Annotated in this window: 14 protein-coding genes and 3 pseudogenes; all 17 read right to left on the reverse strand. The window is 36.3% G+C overall.

The features are described from left to right. Window positions 1–386 precede the first annotated feature (386 nt). Window positions 387–1,358 (reverse strand): plasmid pRiA4b ORF-3 family protein, encoded by a 972-nt coding sequence (locus tag LREU_RS07470; RefSeq protein ID WP_003668728.1) that lies wholly within the window; start codon window positions 1,356–1,358, stop codon window positions 387–389. 44 nt (window positions 1,359–1,402) lie between these two features. After that, window positions 1,403–1,933 carry a hypothetical protein gene (locus tag LREU_RS07475; protein ID WP_003668730.1) on the reverse strand — a complete coding sequence of 177 codons (531 nt, stop codon included), beginning with the start codon at window positions 1,931–1,933 and terminating at the stop codon, window positions 1,403–1,405. A 172-nt stretch (window positions 1,934–2,105) separates the two neighbouring features. Beyond that, window positions 2,106–2,588, reverse strand: a pseudogene (locus LREU_RS10400) (NAD(P)H-dependent oxidoreductase); the annotation flags it as partial. Window positions 2,589–2,810: 222 nt separating this feature from the next. After that, window positions 2,811–3,449 carry a Crp/Fnr family transcriptional regulator gene (locus LREU_RS07485; RefSeq protein ID WP_011953531.1) on the reverse strand — a complete coding sequence of 213 codons (639 nt, stop codon included), beginning with the start codon at window positions 3,447–3,449 and terminating at the stop codon, window positions 2,811–2,813. A gap of 24 nt (window positions 3,450–3,473) precedes the next feature. Beyond that, window positions 3,474–4,019 (reverse strand): hypothetical protein, encoded by a 546-nt coding sequence (locus LREU_RS07490; RefSeq protein WP_003668736.1) that lies wholly within the window; start codon window positions 4,017–4,019, stop codon window positions 3,474–3,476. Continuing rightward, window positions 4,012–4,248 carry a heavy-metal-associated domain-containing protein gene (locus LREU_RS07495; RefSeq protein WP_003664466.1) on the reverse strand — a complete coding sequence of 79 codons (237 nt, stop codon included), beginning with the start codon at window positions 4,246–4,248 and terminating at the stop codon, window positions 4,012–4,014. Before LREU_RS07495 ends, LREU_RS07490 begins: the two co-directional genes overlap by 8 nt. A gap of 62 nt (window positions 4,249–4,310) precedes the next feature. Continuing rightward, a pseudogene (locus LREU_RS07500) lies at window positions 4,311–6,166 on the reverse strand (heavy metal translocating P-type ATPase). Between the two features lie 245 nt (window positions 6,167–6,411). Beyond that, window positions 6,412–6,666 (reverse strand): annotated as a pseudogene (locus LREU_RS07505) (NUDIX domain-containing protein); the annotation flags it as partial. Window positions 6,667–6,765: 99 nt separating this feature from the next. Beyond that, a complete protein-coding gene (ltrA, locus tag LREU_RS07510) occupies window positions 6,766–8,148 on the reverse strand; it encodes a group II intron reverse transcriptase/maturase (protein ID WP_003665289.1) in 1,383 nt (460 codons plus the stop codon). Between the two features lie 522 nt (window positions 8,149–8,670). After that, entirely contained in the window at window positions 8,671–9,165 is a 495-nt protein-coding gene (locus LREU_RS07515) for a cysteine hydrolase family protein (protein WP_003668742.1), read from the reverse strand. Window positions 9,166–9,390: 225 nt separating this feature from the next. After that, window positions 9,391–12,726 (reverse strand): DEAD/DEAH box helicase family protein, encoded by a 3,336-nt coding sequence (locus tag LREU_RS07520; RefSeq protein ID WP_003668743.1) that lies wholly within the window; start codon window positions 12,724–12,726, stop codon window positions 9,391–9,393. Beyond that, a complete protein-coding gene (locus LREU_RS07525; protein ID WP_011953533.1) occupies window positions 12,710–13,828 on the reverse strand; it encodes a restriction endonuclease subunit S in 1,119 nt (372 codons plus the stop codon). Before LREU_RS07525 ends, LREU_RS07520 begins: the two co-directional genes overlap by 17 nt. 25 nt (window positions 13,829–13,853) lie before the next feature. After that, on the reverse strand, window positions 13,854–14,822 hold the full coding sequence (xerA, locus tag LREU_RS07530) for a site-specific tyrosine recombinase/integron integrase (protein ID WP_003668747.1): 969 nt from the start codon (window positions 14,820–14,822) through the stop codon (window positions 13,854–13,856). 45 nt (window positions 14,823–14,867) lie between these two features. Then, entirely contained in the window at window positions 14,868–15,890 is a 1,023-nt protein-coding gene (locus LREU_RS07535) for a restriction endonuclease subunit S (protein ID WP_011953534.1), read from the reverse strand. A gap of 41 nt (window positions 15,891–15,931) precedes the next feature. Next, on the reverse strand, window positions 15,932–17,485 hold the full coding sequence (locus LREU_RS07540; RefSeq protein ID WP_003668749.1) for a class I SAM-dependent DNA methyltransferase: 1,554 nt from the start codon (window positions 17,483–17,485) through the stop codon (window positions 15,932–15,934). Between the two features lie 770 nt (window positions 17,486–18,255). Next, window positions 18,256–19,464 carry a hypothetical protein gene (locus tag LREU_RS07545; protein ID WP_003668750.1) on the reverse strand — a complete coding sequence of 403 codons (1,209 nt, stop codon included), beginning with the start codon at window positions 19,462–19,464 and terminating at the stop codon, window positions 18,256–18,258. A 583-nt stretch (window positions 19,465–20,047) separates the two neighbouring features. Beyond that, window positions 20,048–21,427, reverse strand: a complete 1,380-nt coding sequence (gene rlmD / locus LREU_RS07550) for a 23S rRNA (uracil(1939)-C(5))-methyltransferase RlmD (protein ID WP_011953535.1) — start codon at window positions 21,425–21,427, stop codon at window positions 20,048–20,050. Window positions 21,428–21,530: the final 103 nt, after the last annotated feature.

Genomic DNA, 21,530 nt, shown 5'->3' on the forward strand with positions numbered 1-21,530 from the left:
GAGGTGATGATTTTTGTATAGGTTAATGTCCATACAATCAGACGTTTGATAACTTCTTAGTTTCACATTTGCTTGTCGATCTGTCATTTCGTTGCCTCCCTTAACACTTTTCTTTTATATAAAACGTTAAGTACACGGTTACCCTACAAACGCCTACTTGACTATCGAAATAGAACATAGAATACTCGACTAGTTAGTTCAAAATAAAAAGAATCACCATCTTTCAACGTTACATAAAGTTCACGTTCAAAGATGGTGAAGTGGTTAATTTAACTATTTAAGGTTGAGTTTTCAATGCAATGATCGCCATTATTATCTCATTGAAGGCTGACAAAGATTTCCGTATATCCGTTACCTTACACCTCTTACAAAAATAGTGAGACGAATCATTTAATTAACTGGTTTAATTCGTTGATGTCCACAGCGTTAAGGTCAATTGCTTCTCCACCTAACCAGTCTAAAAGGTCCGGATCAACTTGCCCTTTTTGGTAATCATCATAATACTGCTCTAAAGCACCGACACCACCAATATCTTCAATAATACCGTAACCACGGGCTTTTTGAACATGTGGTAGCTCCTCATTAGTAACTGGTTGAATTTTTTGGACATGAAGTTTAAACTCCCAGCCGTCCCCATAGTCATAATGAATAGTTAATTTATCTTTTTCATTTAATAATGAGACCGTTGCTAGATCAAGCTTAACTTTTGTCATCCCTCCTGGCACAAAATCCTCTGACTGAGTATAAAATTCCTCAGTCTGTTCATTAATTGCATCATACAAGTGTGCCAAGTCGCCATGAAACATCAAAATCACTGTTTCAGCAAGTTCCTCAATTGTACTACTACCCTTAATCACGAACGTACGGCTTGCTAGCGGTTTGAAATCAGCTAATTTAGCAGTAATTACATACGCTTGGTCATAGTTTTCCGGATTAATCAATTGACGGTTACCAACATTCGCTGACGTATCTGCTTGTGCCGGAGATAGTTCATCAAGTAACTGCTGAATAAAGGAATCTTGATAGTCATCTTCTGGCGCAGCTAATTCCGGTTCTCCATTGATAATATCGTAGCTTGTATCTAGATAGTCTACAACATCCCTAGAAGCTGATTGGCTCACGATCCCTGTGTGACTTAGAAAAACATAAAAATTGGATAACGTAGCAGAAAGAAGATCCTCATCAATTTGATCTAACGTTCCGGCAAAAAAGATGTTTGGCGCAGCTAGGTTAGTAGTGACCGTGCAAATTTTATTTTTTAACATGAAATGGTTCAAAAATTGATCCAAGATACGACGAGCAGTCTTATCATCCCCCATTAACTGACCATCAGCACTGGCGATAAACTGGTCAATCATTTGCTGGTTGTTTTGGCTAATCGCTTGAACTGTTGCTGGATTATCTACTGAGGCTTTTCCTTCGTCATCCGCTTTACCGGATATTCTTTATTAACCAATTGGCAAAATTTCATTAATACTTCCTGATCATTTCCAGATAGAGCTAACAATAAGTAGACAAGATCATTGAAATCCTCAGTTGATGAAAAATCATCATTATCGTTAAGGGTTTCCTTAAATTCTGCTTGGTGGCTAGCAATTATCTGCAAATAATTTTTAAGCTTTTTGTTTTCAGCAGATGGGATTGGCCGGTATAGATTAAATGAAAAAACATTTTGCATTAACCAAGTACGTTGCGGATCAACCAAAAAGGGCATTTCATTTAGAAAGTTAATGGTAACTTGACCAAACTTACCCTCGCCTAATTTGTCAGTAAAGACTGGCAAACCAGTTTCCTCTTCTACATATAGGTAGTATGTTTTATTATCAATCTTTACCGGACTAAGCTGCCACCGTCGTAAAGGTTTTTGGCTAATCTTACCAGTATTATGAGGTAGCCGATCAGCCAAATCAGGACTATAAAATAACTGCGCCATGATGATTGCTCCTTTATTTTTGAATGTGTGAGAAATGAATTTTATTCGCTGTCTATAAAAGAAAGCGAAGGGAATATCACTTATAGTTTACAGTTGTAAGAATGTCCAAGCAAGTTATGATCCCTGAACATTAATCCACAGTTTTAGCAAATTTTTGATAGTAGTAACCATTTTACTTAAACTGATATTGGGCGATTTTTTGCAAATAACTTTGGCGGCGTTGCGGGGATGACCAGGAAATCCCGCCAAAGTTAAGCCATTTCCGATGCTCAAAGCCAAGTTGTTTCAGGGTCGTATTAACAAATACCCGCTGAATAGCATTCCCACAGAAAAACCGCAAGTACCAAGTTGGCGAAGTTGAAGTAGTTAATACATAGCAATGCTGGACGTTCGTCAGTAGCCCTTTAATTCCGGTCCTGGTTACCGTATGGGAGAGATCGGCTCCCTCTTTCATCACCTTATCAATAAACCCCTTTAACATTCCGGGAATACTATTCTACCAGCAAGGAGTTCTAAAAATTACTGTCCAACACGATTTTAAAAGTTCTAAATATTTGCGCACCAAGGGATCAACTGTCCCTCCTTGATGATACAATGAAAGTTCTTCCGCAGAATAAGTAGGATCAAAATGTTCCGCATAAAGGTCAATTAATTGAACCAATTAGTCGAAAAAAGTTAGAAATTAACACTTGACCATCGAGTTCATGTTGGATTTGAGTTATACTTTTTATTGTGCAAGACCCCTTTATACTTTGTTTTTAGTTATTTGTTTTTAGTTATTTAAAGTATAGTCCAAAGGGGCTTGCTTTTTTAATTTTTCATAAAAAAAACTGATAACCTCGCCTGTTTGACATGGTTATCAGCTTTCAAGTTTCAGTTATAAATGAATAATTTGGATCGTTCGCAAATGACGCGTGAGTTTACTATCCGCTTCCAATTGGGCAAGCGTCCGCGATAATGTTTCGGGGGTTGTCCCAAGGTATGAAGAAAGGTCCTTGAGTTTCAAGGGTAGCTTAACTTTCGAACTCTGTTGATCAACCATCAATTGTTTCAGATAAGTCACTACCCGTTCTTCAATGTTTGGTAGTCCCATTAGCCGTGTTTGCTGACGAAGACTTTCAATCATTGCTGCCTGTCCTGCCATTAGTTTTAAGGCAATTTCGCTTTGGTGGTGAATCAACTGGATAAAGTCTTGCCGATTAAGAATACAGATATCACTGTCTGTAGTCATTTCTACATAACTACTATGGTTGGCAACCCCCAGGAGCCAGGTTTCACCAACATAATCACCTGTCTTCAGCATTCGTTGCACCCGTTCTTCACCATCTTCACTTAGTTGGTACATTCGACCATGGCCACTTTTTACAATCATTAACCGGTCATCCATGTCTGGACTCACAACAATTGTTCCGCGCTTAATACGCTGGTGATGAACCAGCTGTTCCACTTGGCGCTGGCGTTCTAAACTTAACTGATTAAAGAGCGGAACCAGGTGAACACAAAGTTCTTCTTTCATTAGAGTATCCTCCATCATTTAATGTTAGAAGTCATCATCATCTTCTTCAGTATACAACCCCATCCGTAAATCATGCCCCAAGAAGCGCTGGGTTAAAGCAATTTGCTTTTTGATCCATGACAATAATTCAGTTAAATCTACTGCTAATTCGGGCCATTCTTCTTTATTGCCAAGAGCAATGGCCTTCGTGATAAAGAGAATCTGCGTGTCAAAATCCTTTACCAAGGCAAATAATTGGTCATCCCCTGGTAAATACTTATCAGCACCACTTTCTTCTAGCATGGTAAATTCACGAAACTGATCCGTCGTCGTTGGGATACTCTCACCATTCTGAACTAGCAGCTGATTCAGGTGATTAAATGCTTCCTGTTCATGCGCAATCCAATCATCGCCATATTGGGATAAAAACAATGCCGCATTCCCTTTCGTAAACAGCTTTGCCTGACTAATCTTTAGTGAATGAATTAATAAGTTAGCAATGATATGACCCGTCATCGCCCCTGCCGTTGGTGTATGGTGATCAATATCGCTCTGTTTTAGTTCCTGTTGATACTGTTCTTCACTAGTCATCTGATAGCTCCTTTACCTTAATTCCCTGAACCGTGTATCCCATTTTTTCAATATTTGCTTGAACATCATCGGGTGAAGCTTTGGCCAAATCTAGTGTAAATTTAACCTTTCCCGCATTGAACAGTACCTTCACGTCATCGGTCCCGTCAATGGTTTCAACACTTTTTTGAATCTTAGTTAGGCATGATGGACAAGTTAAACCATCAAGTTTCATCATTACTTTTTCCATGGTTATCACTCCTTTGTTATTTTCATTGTAGTTTAGCCACCGTAAATAAAAATTGATTATCATCAATTTTGAGAAATTCGTTTCATCAACCGCATACTGTTCAAAATAACAATCAGAATACTAAGCTCATGAATCAGCATTCCTGATGCCATTTCGATATAACCAACAAAAAGTCCAATAAACAATAGCACTACCGTCAGTAAGGCAATCAAGATGTTTTCATTCATATTGGTGATGGTTCGCCGTGCCAAGCGAAAACTGGTGACTAGACTATTCAGATCTGATTTCACAAGTACTAGGTCGGCTACATCCATTGCAACATCAGTACCGGAACCCATTGCCACTGCAACATCAGCTGCGGAGAGTGCCGGACTATCATTAATCCCGTCACCAATAAATGCGATCCGGTGACCGTCAGCCTGTTGCTGTTTGAGATAGTCAGCTTTCCCTTGAGGAAGCATCGCTGCGTGAACTTCATCGATTGGCAGGTTAGCTGCGATCTGATGAGCGGTTCCTTCATTATCGCCAGTCAACATTATGAGTCGTTTGACCCCTAACGCTTTTAATTGTCGTAACGCCGATTGTGCCTGTGATCGTAACTGATCTTTGATACCAAAGATTGCCAATTCATGGTGATCCATGCTGGCAAAAATAACAATCGAATTTCCATCACTCGTCAGTTGATCAATGAGTTGGTCGAGAGTTGAACTGTACCTAATAAGTCTTTAATCAGGGTTGGATTACCTAATAAGTACTCACCTTCACCAATTTGCGCTCGGATTCCCTGTCCCTTAATCGTTTGAATATCGGTTGGTTGATAATCGTGCTTCCTATCTAGCTTGCCAATTGCTTGTGCCAACGGGTGGTCCGATCGTTGTTCAACTGCTACCGCTTGATCAATAATCGTCTGTCGGTCTCCGTTCAGAACATTGACACTAGTAACAACCGGCTTCCCGATAGTTAAGGTACCCGTCTTATCAAAGGCAATCGTGTCAATATGCTTCATTCGGTCCATGACATCGGAACCCTTAAAGAGAATCCCCTGACGAGCACCATTACCGATTCCAGCAACAGTAGATGCAGGGACACCAATCACAAGCGCACCTGGACAGCCAAGAACCATTACGGTAATTGCTAACCGCACGTCTCGTGTAATCAAGCCAACCATAATTGCTACCAATAGCACAACTGGCGTGTAATAACGGGCGAAGCGATCAATAAAGCGTTGCGTCTTCGTTTGCGAATCCTGAGCTTCTTCCACTAGTTCAATAATTTTACCGAACGTAGTATCTTCGCCTGCCGCGGTAGTATTCACCGTCACCGTCCCATTCTCCAAAATGGTTCCCGCAAAAACTGCATCTCCAGGATGTTTCTTAACTAACCGGGACTCCCCAGTAATACTGGCTTCATTTAGAACGGCAGTCCCAGTCTTGATCGTGCCATCGACTGGAACCTGATTTCCAGTCTTAATTAAGACCATGTCCCCTGGATCAATGAAGTCCACATCCTCATCACTGGTATTGCCATCTTCATCAATCACCACCGCGGTTCGAGGAGCAAGTTCGGTTAGCTGCTTAATTGCCGACCGTGTCTTCCTTAAAGTAGCGTTTTCTAATACCTCACCAACCATAAAAAGCCAGGTAACAATCGCCGCTTCGTTATATTCGCCAATGATAAAAGCACCGATCACCGCAATACTGACGAGAACATCAATCGATATCAGCCGTACCTCTAATGATGAGATGGCTGTGAACAAAATCGGCAATAGACCGATGACCCCTGCAGTGGCCATTAGGATCTGATACATTAAGTTATTTGAGCTGATAAAGCGAAAAGCTTCTGCCAGAATTAATAAAACGGTCAAGCCGATCACCAATGCTTGTCGTTGCTCAGTCAGGAATCGTTGTACTTTGACCATATCGGCACCTCCTTTTACTGTCCTTAGTATAAGAAAAGAAGCCAGTAAGTTACTTGACCGTCATCAAGTTTGGTAATTTAAAAAGCCTCATAATTGGATTAACCAAATATAAGGCTTGATACGTGTTTCTACTTATTTAATTTGCTAATGATTTCATTAATTGAATATTTGATTTAGTTTGAATCAGTCCAGCAAGATATTTACCATCATCAATACTCATTGTGGATCGATGATTCAGCCAAAAGATCGGTGAAGGTTGCCAACTGTTCGGTAGCACTGTTTGATAGACGAACACCAATTTTATCCTTAATCAGGCGGATACAGGCAGTGTCAGCACTTTCATCCCGCCACAATAGGGTTTTTGGTAAAGCCCAGTGGCCCTCAAATGGCGGATAAGCCCGTTTGACCAGCAGGACTTGTGGTAAATGGGTCAGGGGATTAAAACTCCAAATAATATTTGCAATCGTAATTAGCGGATGCGCAACAACTTTGTCAGCCATCTCTTTCACCTCACAAAATATTATAGCGCAATCAAGAATCACAATTATCGACCTCTCACACCACCGTACGTACGGTTCCGTATACGGCAGTTCGACAACTTAATCACTTTGAATTGACTGGAGCGTCTTGGACATATTCATAAGTCCGAGTTGTTCCAGTTTTCTATTTGTTAGAGAATAGCTCAAGGTCTTACTGTGTGCAGTTCGCCAGTAGCCCTTGCGGGTACTAGCGAAGACATATGCATCACGCTGGGACAGCCCCAGCTTCTGTAAGTTAGTTACCTTAGTTTTAAGTTTCTTCCATTGCTTCCAGATATACTGTCTTATTCGGGCCCTCAACCACTTGTCAAGGCGTTGAATAAAGTCAGTTAGTTTCCCAATTGAGTAGTACTGAAGCCATCCACGCATTTTTCGCTGAATTTCTTCAAACATTCTTGTCAGAGATATTCCACGATTACGTTTAGTTAATAACTTCAATGCTTTCTTTATTCTTTGTTGCGATTGTTTTGCTGGACGGGCGTAGGCTCCATTGTGGTCTACACCCAACGAAAAGCCAAGAAACTTCAACCGTAGTGGGCTACCGACTTTGGTTTTATCTGAGTTCACTTTAACTTTCAATCGCTTTTCAAGAAACTGGGTAATGCTTCGCATTACTCGTTCTCCGGCTCGTTGACTTTTAACATAAATGTTACAATCATCCGCATAGCGCACAAAGTGGTGACCACGTCTAGTCAACTCTTTGTCCAACTCATTTAGATAGATGTTCGCCAGTAGTGGTGACAATGGCCCTCCTTGTGGGGTTCCTTTTTCACTCTTAGCGAAAAGCCCATGGTCTAAGACTCCGCTAGTTAGAAACTTACGAATGAGTCTTAGTGTCCATGGGTCATCAATATATTGTTGGAGATACTTAATCATCAAGTCATGATTAACGTTATCAAAATAGGCTTTTAGGTCTAAGTCGACAACTCTTCGATAACCTTGATTATAAAGATCTACTACTTTTGCAATAGCGTCGTGAGCCCCACGGTGAGGGCGGAAGCCAAAACTATTATCAGAGAAAACACGCTCAAAGATAGGTGTAAGAATTTGGGCCACAGCTTGTTGAACCATTCGGTCCACCACTGTTGGTATTCCGAGTTTTCTTACTCCACCATTAGGCTTCGGAATTTCTACCCGTTTGACTGGTGCTGGTTTATACTTGCCCTCACGCAAACTAGCGATCAATTCCGTCTTATTTTCTCTGAGATATGGCAGAAGGTCATTGACTGTCATATCGTCAATGCCTGCTGCCCCTTTATTTCTCTTAACTCGCAAATAAGCTTGATTAAGGTTATTGCGGTCCAAGACTAAGTCTTGGATAGTGACACTCATACCTTTACCTTCACCATAATCGGTACTACGCGCCCTTGTGTACTTTCGGTTTTCCAAACCTATCCTCGACAAGCGGTCAGCTTGTTGTTCTGTTTTCTGCGATTGTCGCACCTGATTACACCTCCGATATAAGTTACAAGTTATTGTCGTTCAGTCCTTCATCTGATTACTCAGACTACTATGACCTCAGCTGACTTCTGGCTTACTCAACGCTACATCACTGCACCGCTTGTTTCTGTGGAATTAAACTTATTCCTCTTGTCGGAAACGTGTAGGCCAGCTCTCCCCGGGTAAGGATATTAACTTTCGTACCATGTCACCGGTAGCTTTACTGAAAGTAACTTCGAGTAGTATTGGACTTCAACTTGTCATGCAGTCTTATCCAGTTAGTTCCAGCCTTATAGCTACTTCTTGTTCATCGGTGCAGTACTTTGCCTTAGACTTCCTTCAGATTCCACCTCACAGTGGACACCCTTGTCCTCAGCTCATGTTTCCGACTACTACGGTCCATAGCGGACTCTCACCGCCTAGCTAATACCCATGCCGGGCGCACATGTAAAGAAAATCATCATTTTAGAATACAACATCGAATTCAAAAATGATGACTTTCAAAATATGAATGTTCACTTCAAATCAAATAAATGTAAGAAACCTATTATTCCAAATATTTTCAAAAAAATTGATAGTATCTTCAGCTGTCATATATTTATTATCAAATGTACTGCTAGCATTGTGTTGCATTATTACTTGATATCCTAATCCATGTGCCATTTTAATTGTTGCATCAACACAGTATTCAGTCTGAGCTCCACAAATTTCTAAATTATTAATACCTAAGTTTTCTAAAATTTTCTTTAGATTGGTTTGATAAAAAGAATTAGGATGCTTTTTACTCAGTAAAATATCGTTTTTCTTATAATGCAAATCGGACACAAGCTGCCAAGCAATAGAATTTTTTTGAAGGAAATTATCTTCGTGCTGGATAAAGATAATTGGAAAATTCTGGCTCCGATAGTAATCAATACGTCTATTTATTTTTGATATTAAATTTTCATAGTTAAAAATAACTTGATCTGATTTACAAACACCATTTTGTAAATCTATTATTATAAGAGCTGACTTAGTCATATAGTCTCCTTATTAATAATTAATGGTTCAAAAAAATCCCGTAACGTTAAAATGTGGATCTTTCTACTTATATTCTTTACTTTCCCTGTCATACTTCTTTAGCAAAGTGTGATGACAGATTTTGCTTTTTATTACGTACTAGCACTATGAGCGTTTCATTAGATAAGATTATTGATCTTACGTATCCATATCTATGAAGTTCATCATTATTATTCTCTAAAATACTTAAGCTACGCCAACTCCAGCATTACTATTAATTTCATCAATTGCTCTTTTTACTTTGAACCAAATATTTTTATCTGATTCAAAGAGTTCTGAAATTGATCCTTGATTTGTAAATGGAGATTCCTGTAAAACATGCATATCAGTTAATGTACCATTTTTAACAATATACTCTATAATTTCATTTATAAAATATATCTGCTGTTTATTAAGTGAAACTGTATCTAAATATTTATTAAAAGCTTCTTTGGCAGCTTTCATATCTAAACCAACAATACTACGAACAAATTCACCAGGAGTTTTATTTCCTATTTCTTTTTGATACTCTTCTTTACTTCCAAGTTTTTGCCATAGAATATTCTCGAGCTCTTTTATATCACTGCTATTTAAAGGTGCATTATCTTTAATTTTACACATTATATTTTCACTTTGATGTTGCTTAATATAAAATTCTGCTTCTGCTTTGTAGTTTTTCAAAGTAGAAGTTTCAAGTTCAGCTTCATGAACAGTTGAATCTAATATACTATCAGTGAAATTTGTATAATACACTACTCCCTTTTTTGGAAGATATTGAATTAAGTCCCGTATATTTTGACGGATATGCTCTAAATCTTGAACATTTGCAGATTCAACATATTCTGACTCTGACATAACTTTAATTAAGTCGGCTTTTGCTTTAATCTGTGGGATAGTCATTAAATCAGATAATTTAGAAATTTTATTACAGAGATCTACTTTTAATCGTCCATAGGATTCTTGTGACATTTTTGCCAGTTCCATTTTATAGACTAAAGCATCAAAGCGTAGGGCATTTGGTTCATCATTATCCGGAAGAATTAGAGGTGCTAACTCTTTTTGAACATTTACAATGTCCTCATAAGTTAAGTTATTGTAATTATCTATTTGAGAAAATTTATCAACATAGGCAAGATGTTGTTTAACAGCAAAATTTTTTCTATTTAATTCTTTAACTTTTTTAGATAAATCTTCAACTAAAAAGTTTCGATACTGCTTAAAATCTTCTGTTTGATATGGGGCTTCTTGTAATTTCCGTACTAATTTCATTTTCAAATTGAATAAAGCACTTTGTAACGTTTCTTGGGCCCCCGCTTCACGTCCCTTTTTCATACGGAAAAATTGAAAGTTATCGCAAAAATCAAAAATGTAAAATTCTTCTTTATCTTTTCCATCTAACAAATTTGGACATAAACGTGTTCCTCTTCCAATCATCTGGAAGAATTTCGCCTTACTCATTACTTTTTTGAAAAATACTAAATTTAAACATTCTGGTACATCAATTCCTGTGTCCAACATATCCACGGAAATAGCAATTTGTGGTAATTTATTTGGATCTGAAAATTCATCAATTGCACTTTGTGCGTAATTAGTATAATTATCAATTACGGTTGCATAAGGTTGACCATTTTTACAAAACTGAGGATATTCTTCATTAAAAACTTTCAGAATTTCCTCAGCATGGCGATGATTCTTAGCAAAGATAATAGTTTTACCTATTCTTTCGCCATAATTAATCTTTAGTCCCTGACTCATTAAAATATTCAAAGCTTTGCGAATAGTGTCTTTATTAAATAACCACTTATTCAACTTTCTTGATTCAATCTTCTTTGGCAGCTCACCATCTTCATCTGTGAAAGTTTCCTCATATTCTTCCTTTTCTTGATCAGTTAAATCGTCATAATTAATACCCTTTTCCATAAATTTTAAGCGGGTCTCTATTGATCTGTAGGGTACTAAACACTTATCTTTAACAGCTTCTGCTAGATCATACCCATAAGTGGGCACTCCATCTTCCAAGTTAAAAATAGAATAGGTATTTTTATCAATATCATCTTTAGGGGTAGCAGTTAGCCCAACTAATGGTGCATCAAAGTAAGTAAAGATATTTCTATATTTATTATAGATTGATCGGTGAGCCTCATCGACAATAATTAAGTCAAAATGTCCTGCTGTATACAGTTTTTGCTTTTCGTCATCTATTGCTGTATCAATGACATTCATCATTGTTGCATAGGTAGAAAAAACACATCGAGCGTTATAATTTTTCTTATCTTCAACTAAATTAGTTACGGAAAGATCAGGTAGTAAATTGACAAAGCTCCTTTTAGCCTGTGTCACTAAAGCATCTCTATCGGCTAAAAATAAAATATGTTTAATCCAACCAGCGTTTAAAAGAACTTTAACTAATCCAACTGCAGTTCTTGTTTTACCGGATCCTGTCGCCATGACTAATAAAGCTTTACGTCTATTTTCTTTTGAAAAACTTTCGCAAACAGCTTGAATGGCAGCCTTTTGATAATAACGTCCCGCAATATTATCATCTACTACAATATTCGTTAAAGGTTGGCGTACTTTTTGCAAATTAAACAACTTTTCTAAATCACGCTTAGAATAAATTGATGAAACTTGTCTCTCAGGGTATTGATTATCAATAATTCGTGTTTCAAATCCATTACTTAAAAATATAACTGGTCTACGTCCATACTTATTCTCTAATATATCCGCATATAGTTTTGCTTGTTGGCGCCCAACTGCTACATCTTTACAAGTTTTCTTTGCCTCAATAACTGCAAGAGGTTGATGCGCATCATCATATAAGACGTAATCGGCATATCCAGTACCAGCTTTGTTAGGCATTCCTTTAAGTTCTACTTCGTTTAACCAATTTTGGCCCTCAATCCAACCTACTTCAGCTAGCATAGTATCAATATAAATTTTACGAGTTTTAAACTCTGAGATTCCAAATGGTTTAGGAGTATAGCTCTTTCCTTGTACTTTTCTTTGCGCAGTTAAAGATTCCTGTAAAGGTTTGTTCTTTTTCGTAAGTTTTTCGAGAGAAATTGTTGACTCTTCCATTGGAGAGACTTTAGGAACAAACTCCAGACGATAATTCCCAACAATCGACTTGTCAAAATCTTTCTTTTGATAATTGCTTCCATAACAATAATCAAGCATATCAAAAAAGCTAAATAAAGCTTTTAAACATAAAATAGCTTCATCTAGAGATACTTTTCTATTAGTGTGTACAGCAATATTTCCTAAACGACGAATTAATTCTAGGCCTTGCCAAGTATTAGGATCAACAATATCCTTAAAATCTAGAGTATTGATTAAGGTTACTAATTTATCCTGATAGGGAGTTCTTAAGTCTGAGTCAACTGAATACATCCACTTAACCGCTAATTCCATTGCACGTCGACAGTCAATTACTGCTGTTGCAGGATCAATAACGGCTACTTTTTCAGCTGCTATTGCTATTTGCACGAAATCTTTAAATTGTGGTTCTTCTAGTAAATAATCAAAGTTAGTCACGGATAACATCTCCTATTTGACTAAGAATTTTGTTTAAGAGCGTTTTATTTAAGTATACTATATTTTCAAATTTTGATTTGTCGACTTGGTGGACGAAGTTTGCGTATTCATTTTGGAGGGAAATTGGTGGAAGTATAATTTTTAACATTTCAAGTTGCTTTTTAGTAATTGCTTGTCTCGTTGCCCCACCCGATAAACCAATAGACAATAATATTCTTTTAAAAGAATCATTAAGAAACAAATTATTAATAAAGATTGGATTCAATACATCCGATTTGCACCTAATAATAGAAACATGCTGATTCACTCGTGCAGGTAATATATCATCAGGTACAATACAAGATCTAGCAACAGAAGCTCCTGTAATATTTATAAATACATCTTGAGACTGCACTATTACATTTGAAAGTTGCTTGGCTTGTGTTGAATTTATATAAGCTAAATCCTTGTAATTGAAGTATCCGTCATGAACATTCATACTCCTTATAAAACTGATGCCATGATCTTGATAGCTTTCTTTTCCACCTTTAGGAGTGGCGCCAGAGCCAATCTTATCAACTAAATCATTTAATAATCGTTTCTTCCAGCTTTTTTTATTACTTATCGGATCACCAAACATCTCGACAAATCGGGCTTTGATTAGTTTGTCAAAAAAGGCTAATTCTTTTTGTCTAACTTTAATAATTCGAGTTAAACTATCAAGAATATCAACTATATTTTTTTGTTCGTTAAGGTCCGGATAATTCATATTTATTTGCTTAAGCCATTTAAAATGACGATTATATCCCGTATTTGGAATATGTGCTGCTTTTAAAGCATAGTATAAATATTTATAGTTAGATTCTTTTTCCTTACTCTTTAATACTTTCACTCCATCTGCACCAAGAAAAAAAGGTTTATCAATATATTTCACTATTCTTGTATGATCTCCAAAAACTATCACTGGGACCTCTTCAAATATACCTTTTTGACGATCTGTATATCCTGCAATACTATCTTTTCCTTGATCAATTATTATATTTTTTCCCGTAGTTAAATATTCATCTTTGGGGATTTTTGTTCCTGTTTTAGTCACATCGGTAAAAAGCGCTGTAAATTTTTTATACTCCATTAATCACCCTACAAACCTGAATTTGCTAGGATATATATTTTCGATGTGCTGCTTTCACATTATTTTGATTAACAATAGCGTATTGCATTGTAGTGTCTATCTGAGAATGACCTAAAATCTTTTGAACTTGTTCAATTGGCATACCTTTATCAATAGCTCTTGTCGCCATACTTCGTCTGAACTTATGTGGATGAATCCTATCTAAGTGTAGCTTTCTTCCTAATTGGCGTAGTCTAATTTCTACTCCACTAATTTTCAATCGATCATTTGGCTTATCTAAAGAAACAAAAAGCGCAGGATTATCATCATTTCTACTCCTTAAGTAATTAATCAAATGCACTTTTGACTTAGCATCAAAATATACTCGCCTTTCTTTATCTCCTTTTCCAAACACAACACACTCACGTTCAGAAAAATTAATATCAGTTCTGTTAAGTCTAACCAATTCCCCAACTCTTATACCCGTTGAATACAATAAATCGATTATAGCTACATCTCTTAAACAAGAACAACCATCACGAAGTTTTTCAATATCTTCATCAGTTATTACATTCTTCACAAGCTTTTCAGCCCGAATTTTATGAATACGACGCATAGGACTCTTTAATATATAGTCTTCTTCCTCAAGCCAGGAAAAGAAACTTGAAATATTACGCCTGATATTGTCAATAGTTGTTTTGCCACAATTATTAATCTTTTGATAATCAACCAAATATTCACGCATTTCCTCTGTAGTAATCCTTCTTACCGGTCTAACTACTTTCTTTAAAAGTTGTTCAACTGTAACTCGATAATATTTGATTGTTCTATCAGAGCAACCTTCCATTTTTTTAGCTTCCAAAAACTTCGCTAGGTATTCTTTATTACTGATTTTCCGTTTTTGTGGCTCTCTTTCTACTAAATGCTTCAACATTACTTCTTGAAGTCGTTTTAACTGTGAGGCATTAAGCACTTCGGCCATCTCATTTATTATTTCAACAAACTTTTCATTCATAGTGAATCTCCCAAATTTAGAGTTTTTCACTATTAAACCACTTTTTTACCCAAAATATTCTTGCATTAAGCTATCATATAATTTTTGTGTCTCATCAAGCGATTTTTGAATTACAACTTTTGATTTGTCGACTTGTTGAACAAAGTTTGCGTATTCGTTTTGTGAATTCAAATCTGCAACTGGAACAATAATCTCATTTAGTGTTTTAACTGCTAGACCTGGTTGAGCTGCTCCAGATCTAAATCGATTAAGTTTTTCCAAGTTTAATAGTTCAAATAGCCAACGACTGTTAATCTCTATATTCGGACTTACTAAAATAGCATGTTCAGTATTTCTAAATTTTCCCGTTGCAAACTTAACATTTCCACATAAAGCACCTTGTCTTCCAATTAAAGAATAATTTCCTTGATGTGTATAGTTATCAACATATCCTCTTATACCATTTCCTCCAAAGCAGGGATACTTATTAATAGATGTTTTAACAGGAGATATTTTTTTAGAAGGGGTAAAGTCGCCAGCTTTTAATAAGCAAATGTCACCTAGTTTTTTCTTTTTTATATTTTTATTGTTGATAATCGGATCACCAAACATCTCGACAAATCGGGCTTTGATTAGTTCGTCCAGCTTAAGCAATTGCTGTTGCTTATTACTTATCATTTTTTCTAATAAAGAAAATCTCCAAATAATTTGTTCTTGTTCTTTTTTTGAAACTAATACAAATCTTTCGTGCTTATAGTTTTTAAAATATATATGAGGAATAGTAGCACCAGAATAGTATTTTTCTAAATGCATAGATGATACTGCGTAATACAAATACTTGGGTAATACATTTTTCTTTGGTATCAAAGCCTGCATGGTTCCAATAATTGAGGAATTGCTAGGTAAATATGTTGCTCGGCCAATACCAGCCCCATCTTTTACCACACCAACATATGGTTCATCATATTGAAAAGAATTCATAAAGCCCACTGGACCAGCTGCTCCATAGACAGGATATCTTCCACTATCATTTACATCTTTTTGCCTGATATTTGATGTACCTTTTATACAAACATCTTTAAGTTTCACTATCAAAATTCACCCTACAAACCTGAATTTGTTTTTCCTTTCTAGTCTTTTAAAAGAGCTTTTAACTCTTGTAATGCGTCATTTGCTTCCTTATCTAACTTTTCAATTTCAGCAATAATCTCTTCTGTTGGTGGATATTTAACTGGTTTATACTCAATTTCTTTATACCGATTAATTGAAAGATCATAATCATTGTCAACAATATCTTTCTTATCAACCATAAAGGATTTATTTGTCTTTTTACGGTCAACCTCTTTATCTAGATGATTAAAACGTTCAATAATATCAGGTATATCATTTTCTTTAACTGGCGTTCTCTTGTCATCAAGAGAAAATCCATCAGCAGTCATATCATAGAACCAAACTTTATCAGTTCCTCCATTACCTGTCTTAGTAAAAATCAAGATGGCAGTTGAAACTCCAGCATAAGGCTTAAACACTCCGGAAGGCATTGAAATAACTGCTTCTAAATTGTTATTTTCAATTATTTCTTTTCTAATTGACTTATGTGCCTTAGATGATCCAAATAAAACACCATCTGGAACAATACAGGCACATCTTCCACCCACTTTTAGCATTTGTAAGAATAAAGTTACAAAAAGTAATTCTGTTTTTTTAGTTTTACAAATTTTAAGCAGGTCTTTTGAAACTGAATTATAATCTAGGCTTCCCTTAAATGGAGGATTAGCCATAATTAAAGAATATTCATCTCTATCCGTATTTTGTTCAGATAAACTATCTTGATACTCAACATTAGGATTATCCACTCCATGAGATAACATATTCATAGCTCCGATACGAAGCATGGTTTGATCAGTATCGTATCCTGTAAACATTTCATTATGAAAATAATGTCGATTTTCTTTATTATAAAAAATTTCTTCTTTCTTCTTATCTTGAAGGAATTCAGCACTTTCTACTAAGAAACCCGCTGTTCCTGCAGCTGGATCACAAATTTTATCAGTAACTTGCGGATTCATTAATTCCACAATCATTTTGATAATGTGACGTGGAGTTCTAAATTGACCATTTCTACCTGCAGTAGACAACTTTCCTAAAAGATATTCGTATACATCCCCACGAACGTCTCCTCTGTTTATAATCAGAGCTTTCTCTTTATTTTTAGAGTTATCTTTTTGAACTTCTTCATCCATCAGTCGGTAAATATCATCTAATTCTCCAATCACCTTAGATAGTAGACCGGGAGTTGGGATGAGGAAAGTTGCATCTTTCATGTAGCGAGCATACGAACCTTCTTCATTATTTTTCAAATTCTTAATGAATGGAAATACCTCTGTTTGAACAATAGTAAACATCTTTTCAGGTGCAAAATCTTTAAATGTGGACCATCTTAGCTCATCGCCATTAACTGTTAGATCATCATCAATTTTTACCTCTCCATCAAAAATAGACTGATAATCGTTCAATCCTAATAAGATATTATCCTTTTTTCTTCTATTATCTGAATCATCCAAGTCCTTGATAAACATTAAATATGTAATTTGTTCAATTACATTCAATGGATTGGTTAGGCCTCCCGTTGCAAAGGTTTCCCATAAACCATCAATCTTACTTTTTAGTTCTCCTGCAATCATTATTAACTCCTAATTTTTTTATATCGATAATATTTCTATTTTACCCTGAGTAATTATTTCATAACAAGACCATCAATTAATGACGCCGTTTTATTAATATTATACGTCGAATACACCAACGCCCTGTTAATTTTCTTTTTTCAGCAAAATCGCTAAAATTCAATATCGTACTTATCCACTTAACCATTATTCTTAGATCAGCCTACTTTCGTACCAATTAAAATGTCCTTCATATCAACCTTTGCTCTCACATTCGCTACTCTAGTCCATACGACTGTTCAAACTGGACAGTCGCACACTCGACCCGCTAAACCAAAATAAAAAAGTGTACTAATTCCAATCCCTAAAATCAAAATTATTACACCTTCAATCACTTATAAATGCCTTTGTACCAGCAACTATAGGCTATTTCCTGTCCGTTCCTACACAGTATGCTCCTAGCCATCGCTTGGCGCACTGGGGACGCTATCGTGTGGAGCGTTTCTAACGCTTGAACGCTTCTGTTAGTCACTCTCTGAGTTATTCGTAAGTAATCGAGTTTCGCTATACTCGCTCCAACAATGTCACCGACTCAACATATCCTAGCGACCTTGCTGTCAAGCCTAAAACATGCCCAAAAGCTGCCCAATCAACGTTTTTACTACTAACTAATCAACTTATCACTACTACTACCCACAATTAGTCCACCACAAACACATTTGTGTCTGATAGACCAATATAGTTTATAGTCGTTTGAGGAAAATAATCAAAAAAACGCACTCTAATATAATTTAACACCAATCTATACCGAAATATGTTTCTGATTCATATTCATTCCTGATCTCCTGCTCGACATCCGCAATAGCATCAAGTTCAGTATCGCAACCTTCAAGAAAATTTACTATGGCCTTTAGATAAACATATATGTTACTCAAATCAAGAGCCCTATTATCAAAACGATATTCTAAACTATATGAGGTTGGATAACGGAAAATATCCCCATTTTTATCTAGCTTATTTATTTCAAATAGCATTTTTTCAACTAACTCCGTGGTTTTTAACTCCTCATCCGAGACACCTAAATAATTGACAATCACATCTTTTACATTTTTCCACAAATCTTTTTTTATACGATGACTCTTTCTTTTTGACTTAAAAGCCTTTTTCGAGACACCTTTTTCAACTCGGCTATAAAATAATATTTTTAAACATAACTCTATAGTATTCCTAAACATAAAAATCAATGGATAAAGCTTATCTTCATTTGAAATACTATCAACTTGATAGATAAAGTCAATTACTTCAGTATACCCCATGATTTTGACATGAAAGCCCTCATCCAAAAGGCTTTGCCATAAGTAACAATTTTCAGAACTACGAGAAGTAAAAATAAAGAACTCAGGTTTTAATGTATTATTAAATTCCTCTTCTTCAGCAATATCTCCCATTTCCAGGCACTTCTTTACTAAATAGAAAGCCTGTAGCAAATTGTTAGCGACCTGTATATTATCTAAGAATTTGTCTCTGTATTTTGAAAGAAATTCATCGTCAAAAGGGAATCTAAAAACATCGGATTTTCTATCTACCTCTTCTAGAGAATCACAGTACTTTGATAACCATCTTTTTTCTCTATTATTTAGAAAATTCTCATGTCCAACTTCATCATATTTTTTTAATAATGAAGCTACATCATGACCAAAATTTTTAAACGTATCTTGAATATCTTTTTTTTGAGGTAATACCCTACATAATAATGATTTCAACCCTAATTCAAGACTGTGGCGGATCAAAAATATACCTGTTAAAAACCACATATCTGACTTAACATTATTAAGGTTATCATTTATTACTTCCTCCAATATTTTATACCCACAGCTATAAAATTGATAAGTTAGTCTTTTATAGTCTAAAAAATTATTGCGACTCCATTCGACTACTACTTTTGTGTCATTATTTTCTATTTTCCAAAAATCCATATCCGAAGAAGGCCAAATATACACTTAATTACTCACTTCCCTAATCATTGTTCATAAGCTTTAAAATTTTCTGTCATATCTTCTTGAAAATTTCCTCATACTATTCTGGGGGAAAACATTTTCATAAAGATAGAATTACACTGGATATTAAAGCTACAGTAGTTAGCCAAAAGTACAATTTTCCTACAGTAAAATATCTATACGTTGAAAATGAAAATACCACTATACCCAATAAAATAAATATATAAGGAACAACTTCATAATTTTGAGAATCCTTTAACCCATCTTTAGCTATTCTAGAAAAAACCTCACCAGATTTAATCTTATCCCATAAATTGGATAGTAAAAAACAAATCTTCTAGTATTAAAGTGATTAACAATATAAAAAAGGATGCTCTTTAGTAAATTAATCATTAATTCATAAATCCACCTCTTCTCCTTAAAAGTTGCACTCTTGCTTTTTAAGTGTACTAAGCTTTACCCCAATCCACTCAAATTGCTAAAGTCCTCTCATAATAAGCAAATTTATCAAATCACCACTATATACCATAACGTTGGCCTTAGTCTCACTTCCAGTACGGCAAGCCATCCAACCTTTCAACGAATTTTAATCGTTTTGTGCTCGTTCCAGCACCGTTACTGACTCAACATGCGTCGTCTGTGGGAACTGGTCTACTGGCTGAATTGGCTTTGTTACATGGTAGCCTTGGTCAGCGAACCGCTTGATATCACGAACTAAAGTAGCTGGGTTGCAGGAAACATAAATCACTTTCTTCGGTCCCATCTTACCAGTAGCTTCAATCAATGATTCAGCCAAGCCCTTCCGTGGTGGATCAACGATGACAACATCTGGTTTGAGCCCTTCTGCTTGCCACTTAGCAAATTGTTCTTCCGCCTTACCAACAACAAATTTGGCGTTCTTAATACCATTCCGTTTAGCATTATGTTTGGCATCTTCAATCGCCGCTGGAACAATTTCGACCCCGTAAACTTGCTTAGCGTGCTTAGCTACTGCCAGGGAAATCGTGCCAATTCCACAATAGGCATCAATGACGGTTTGATTACCGTCCAAGCCTGCATTGTCGATGGCTGTTTGGTAAAGGCGTTCAGTCTGTTGCGGATTAACCTGGTAGAAGGATAATGGTGAAATTGCAAAATCAATCCCGAGGAGCTGATCATGAATTTCATCAGCACCCCATAACGTTTTATTCTTATTGCCGAGCAAGCGGTTCGTTCGCTTATCATTGATATTTTGCACAATACTTTTTACTTCTGGCACTCCGGCAACGATTCCGTCGACGATTTGCTTTTCCATTGGCAGCCGCTTCGTATTCGTGACTAAGACTACCATCATTTCATGGCTGTAGTATCCCCGCCGAACCATTACTGTGCGAATCACGCCCTTACCAGTTTGTTCATCATATGGCGTAATGTGGTATTGTCGTAATAAGTCACGGACAACCACAATGGCCTTATCAATTTCTGGATCCTGGATATAGAAATCTTCAATGGGTACTAAATTGTGGCTCCCCCGCTTATAAAAACCGGTTTCTAATTGACCGTGGACCATTTTTACTGGTACTTGGGCCTTGTTGCGGTAATGATAAGGCTTTTCCATCCCCATCGTTGGCAAAACTTCAATCTCATCTAAGTGGGCTTTAGCCAATAATTCTTGAATTTGATGTTGCTTAAATTTCAGTTGAGCATCGTATTTCAAATGACCAAGTGGAGCGATTCCCGTTTGAATGTACTTTTTATCCTTAACATCAACGCGGTCTGGACTCTTCGTCTGCCAGTCCATTACTCGTCCCCATGCAAAGTGGCTGGTTACTTTGGTGATCTTTACCGTAATCTCTTCACCAGGAAGGGCATTAGGAACAAAGACGGGAAAATCATCAATCTTAACGACCCCATTGCCTTCGTAAGATAAATCCACTACTTTTGCGGGATATTCTTCATTTTTATGTACTGGAATGTTTAGTTTCAAAGTTATTCCTCCATTAATTTCAACGTTACAAACTTCTCCTATTATAACAAAACAAACGGCCAACTTCCTCTTTGTGAAGCTGACCGTTTATGCTTTTACGCAA

The organism is Limosilactobacillus reuteri subsp. reuteri (assembly GCF_000016825.1).
Lineage (GTDB): Bacteria > Bacillota > Bacilli > Lactobacillales > Lactobacillaceae > Limosilactobacillus > Limosilactobacillus reuteri.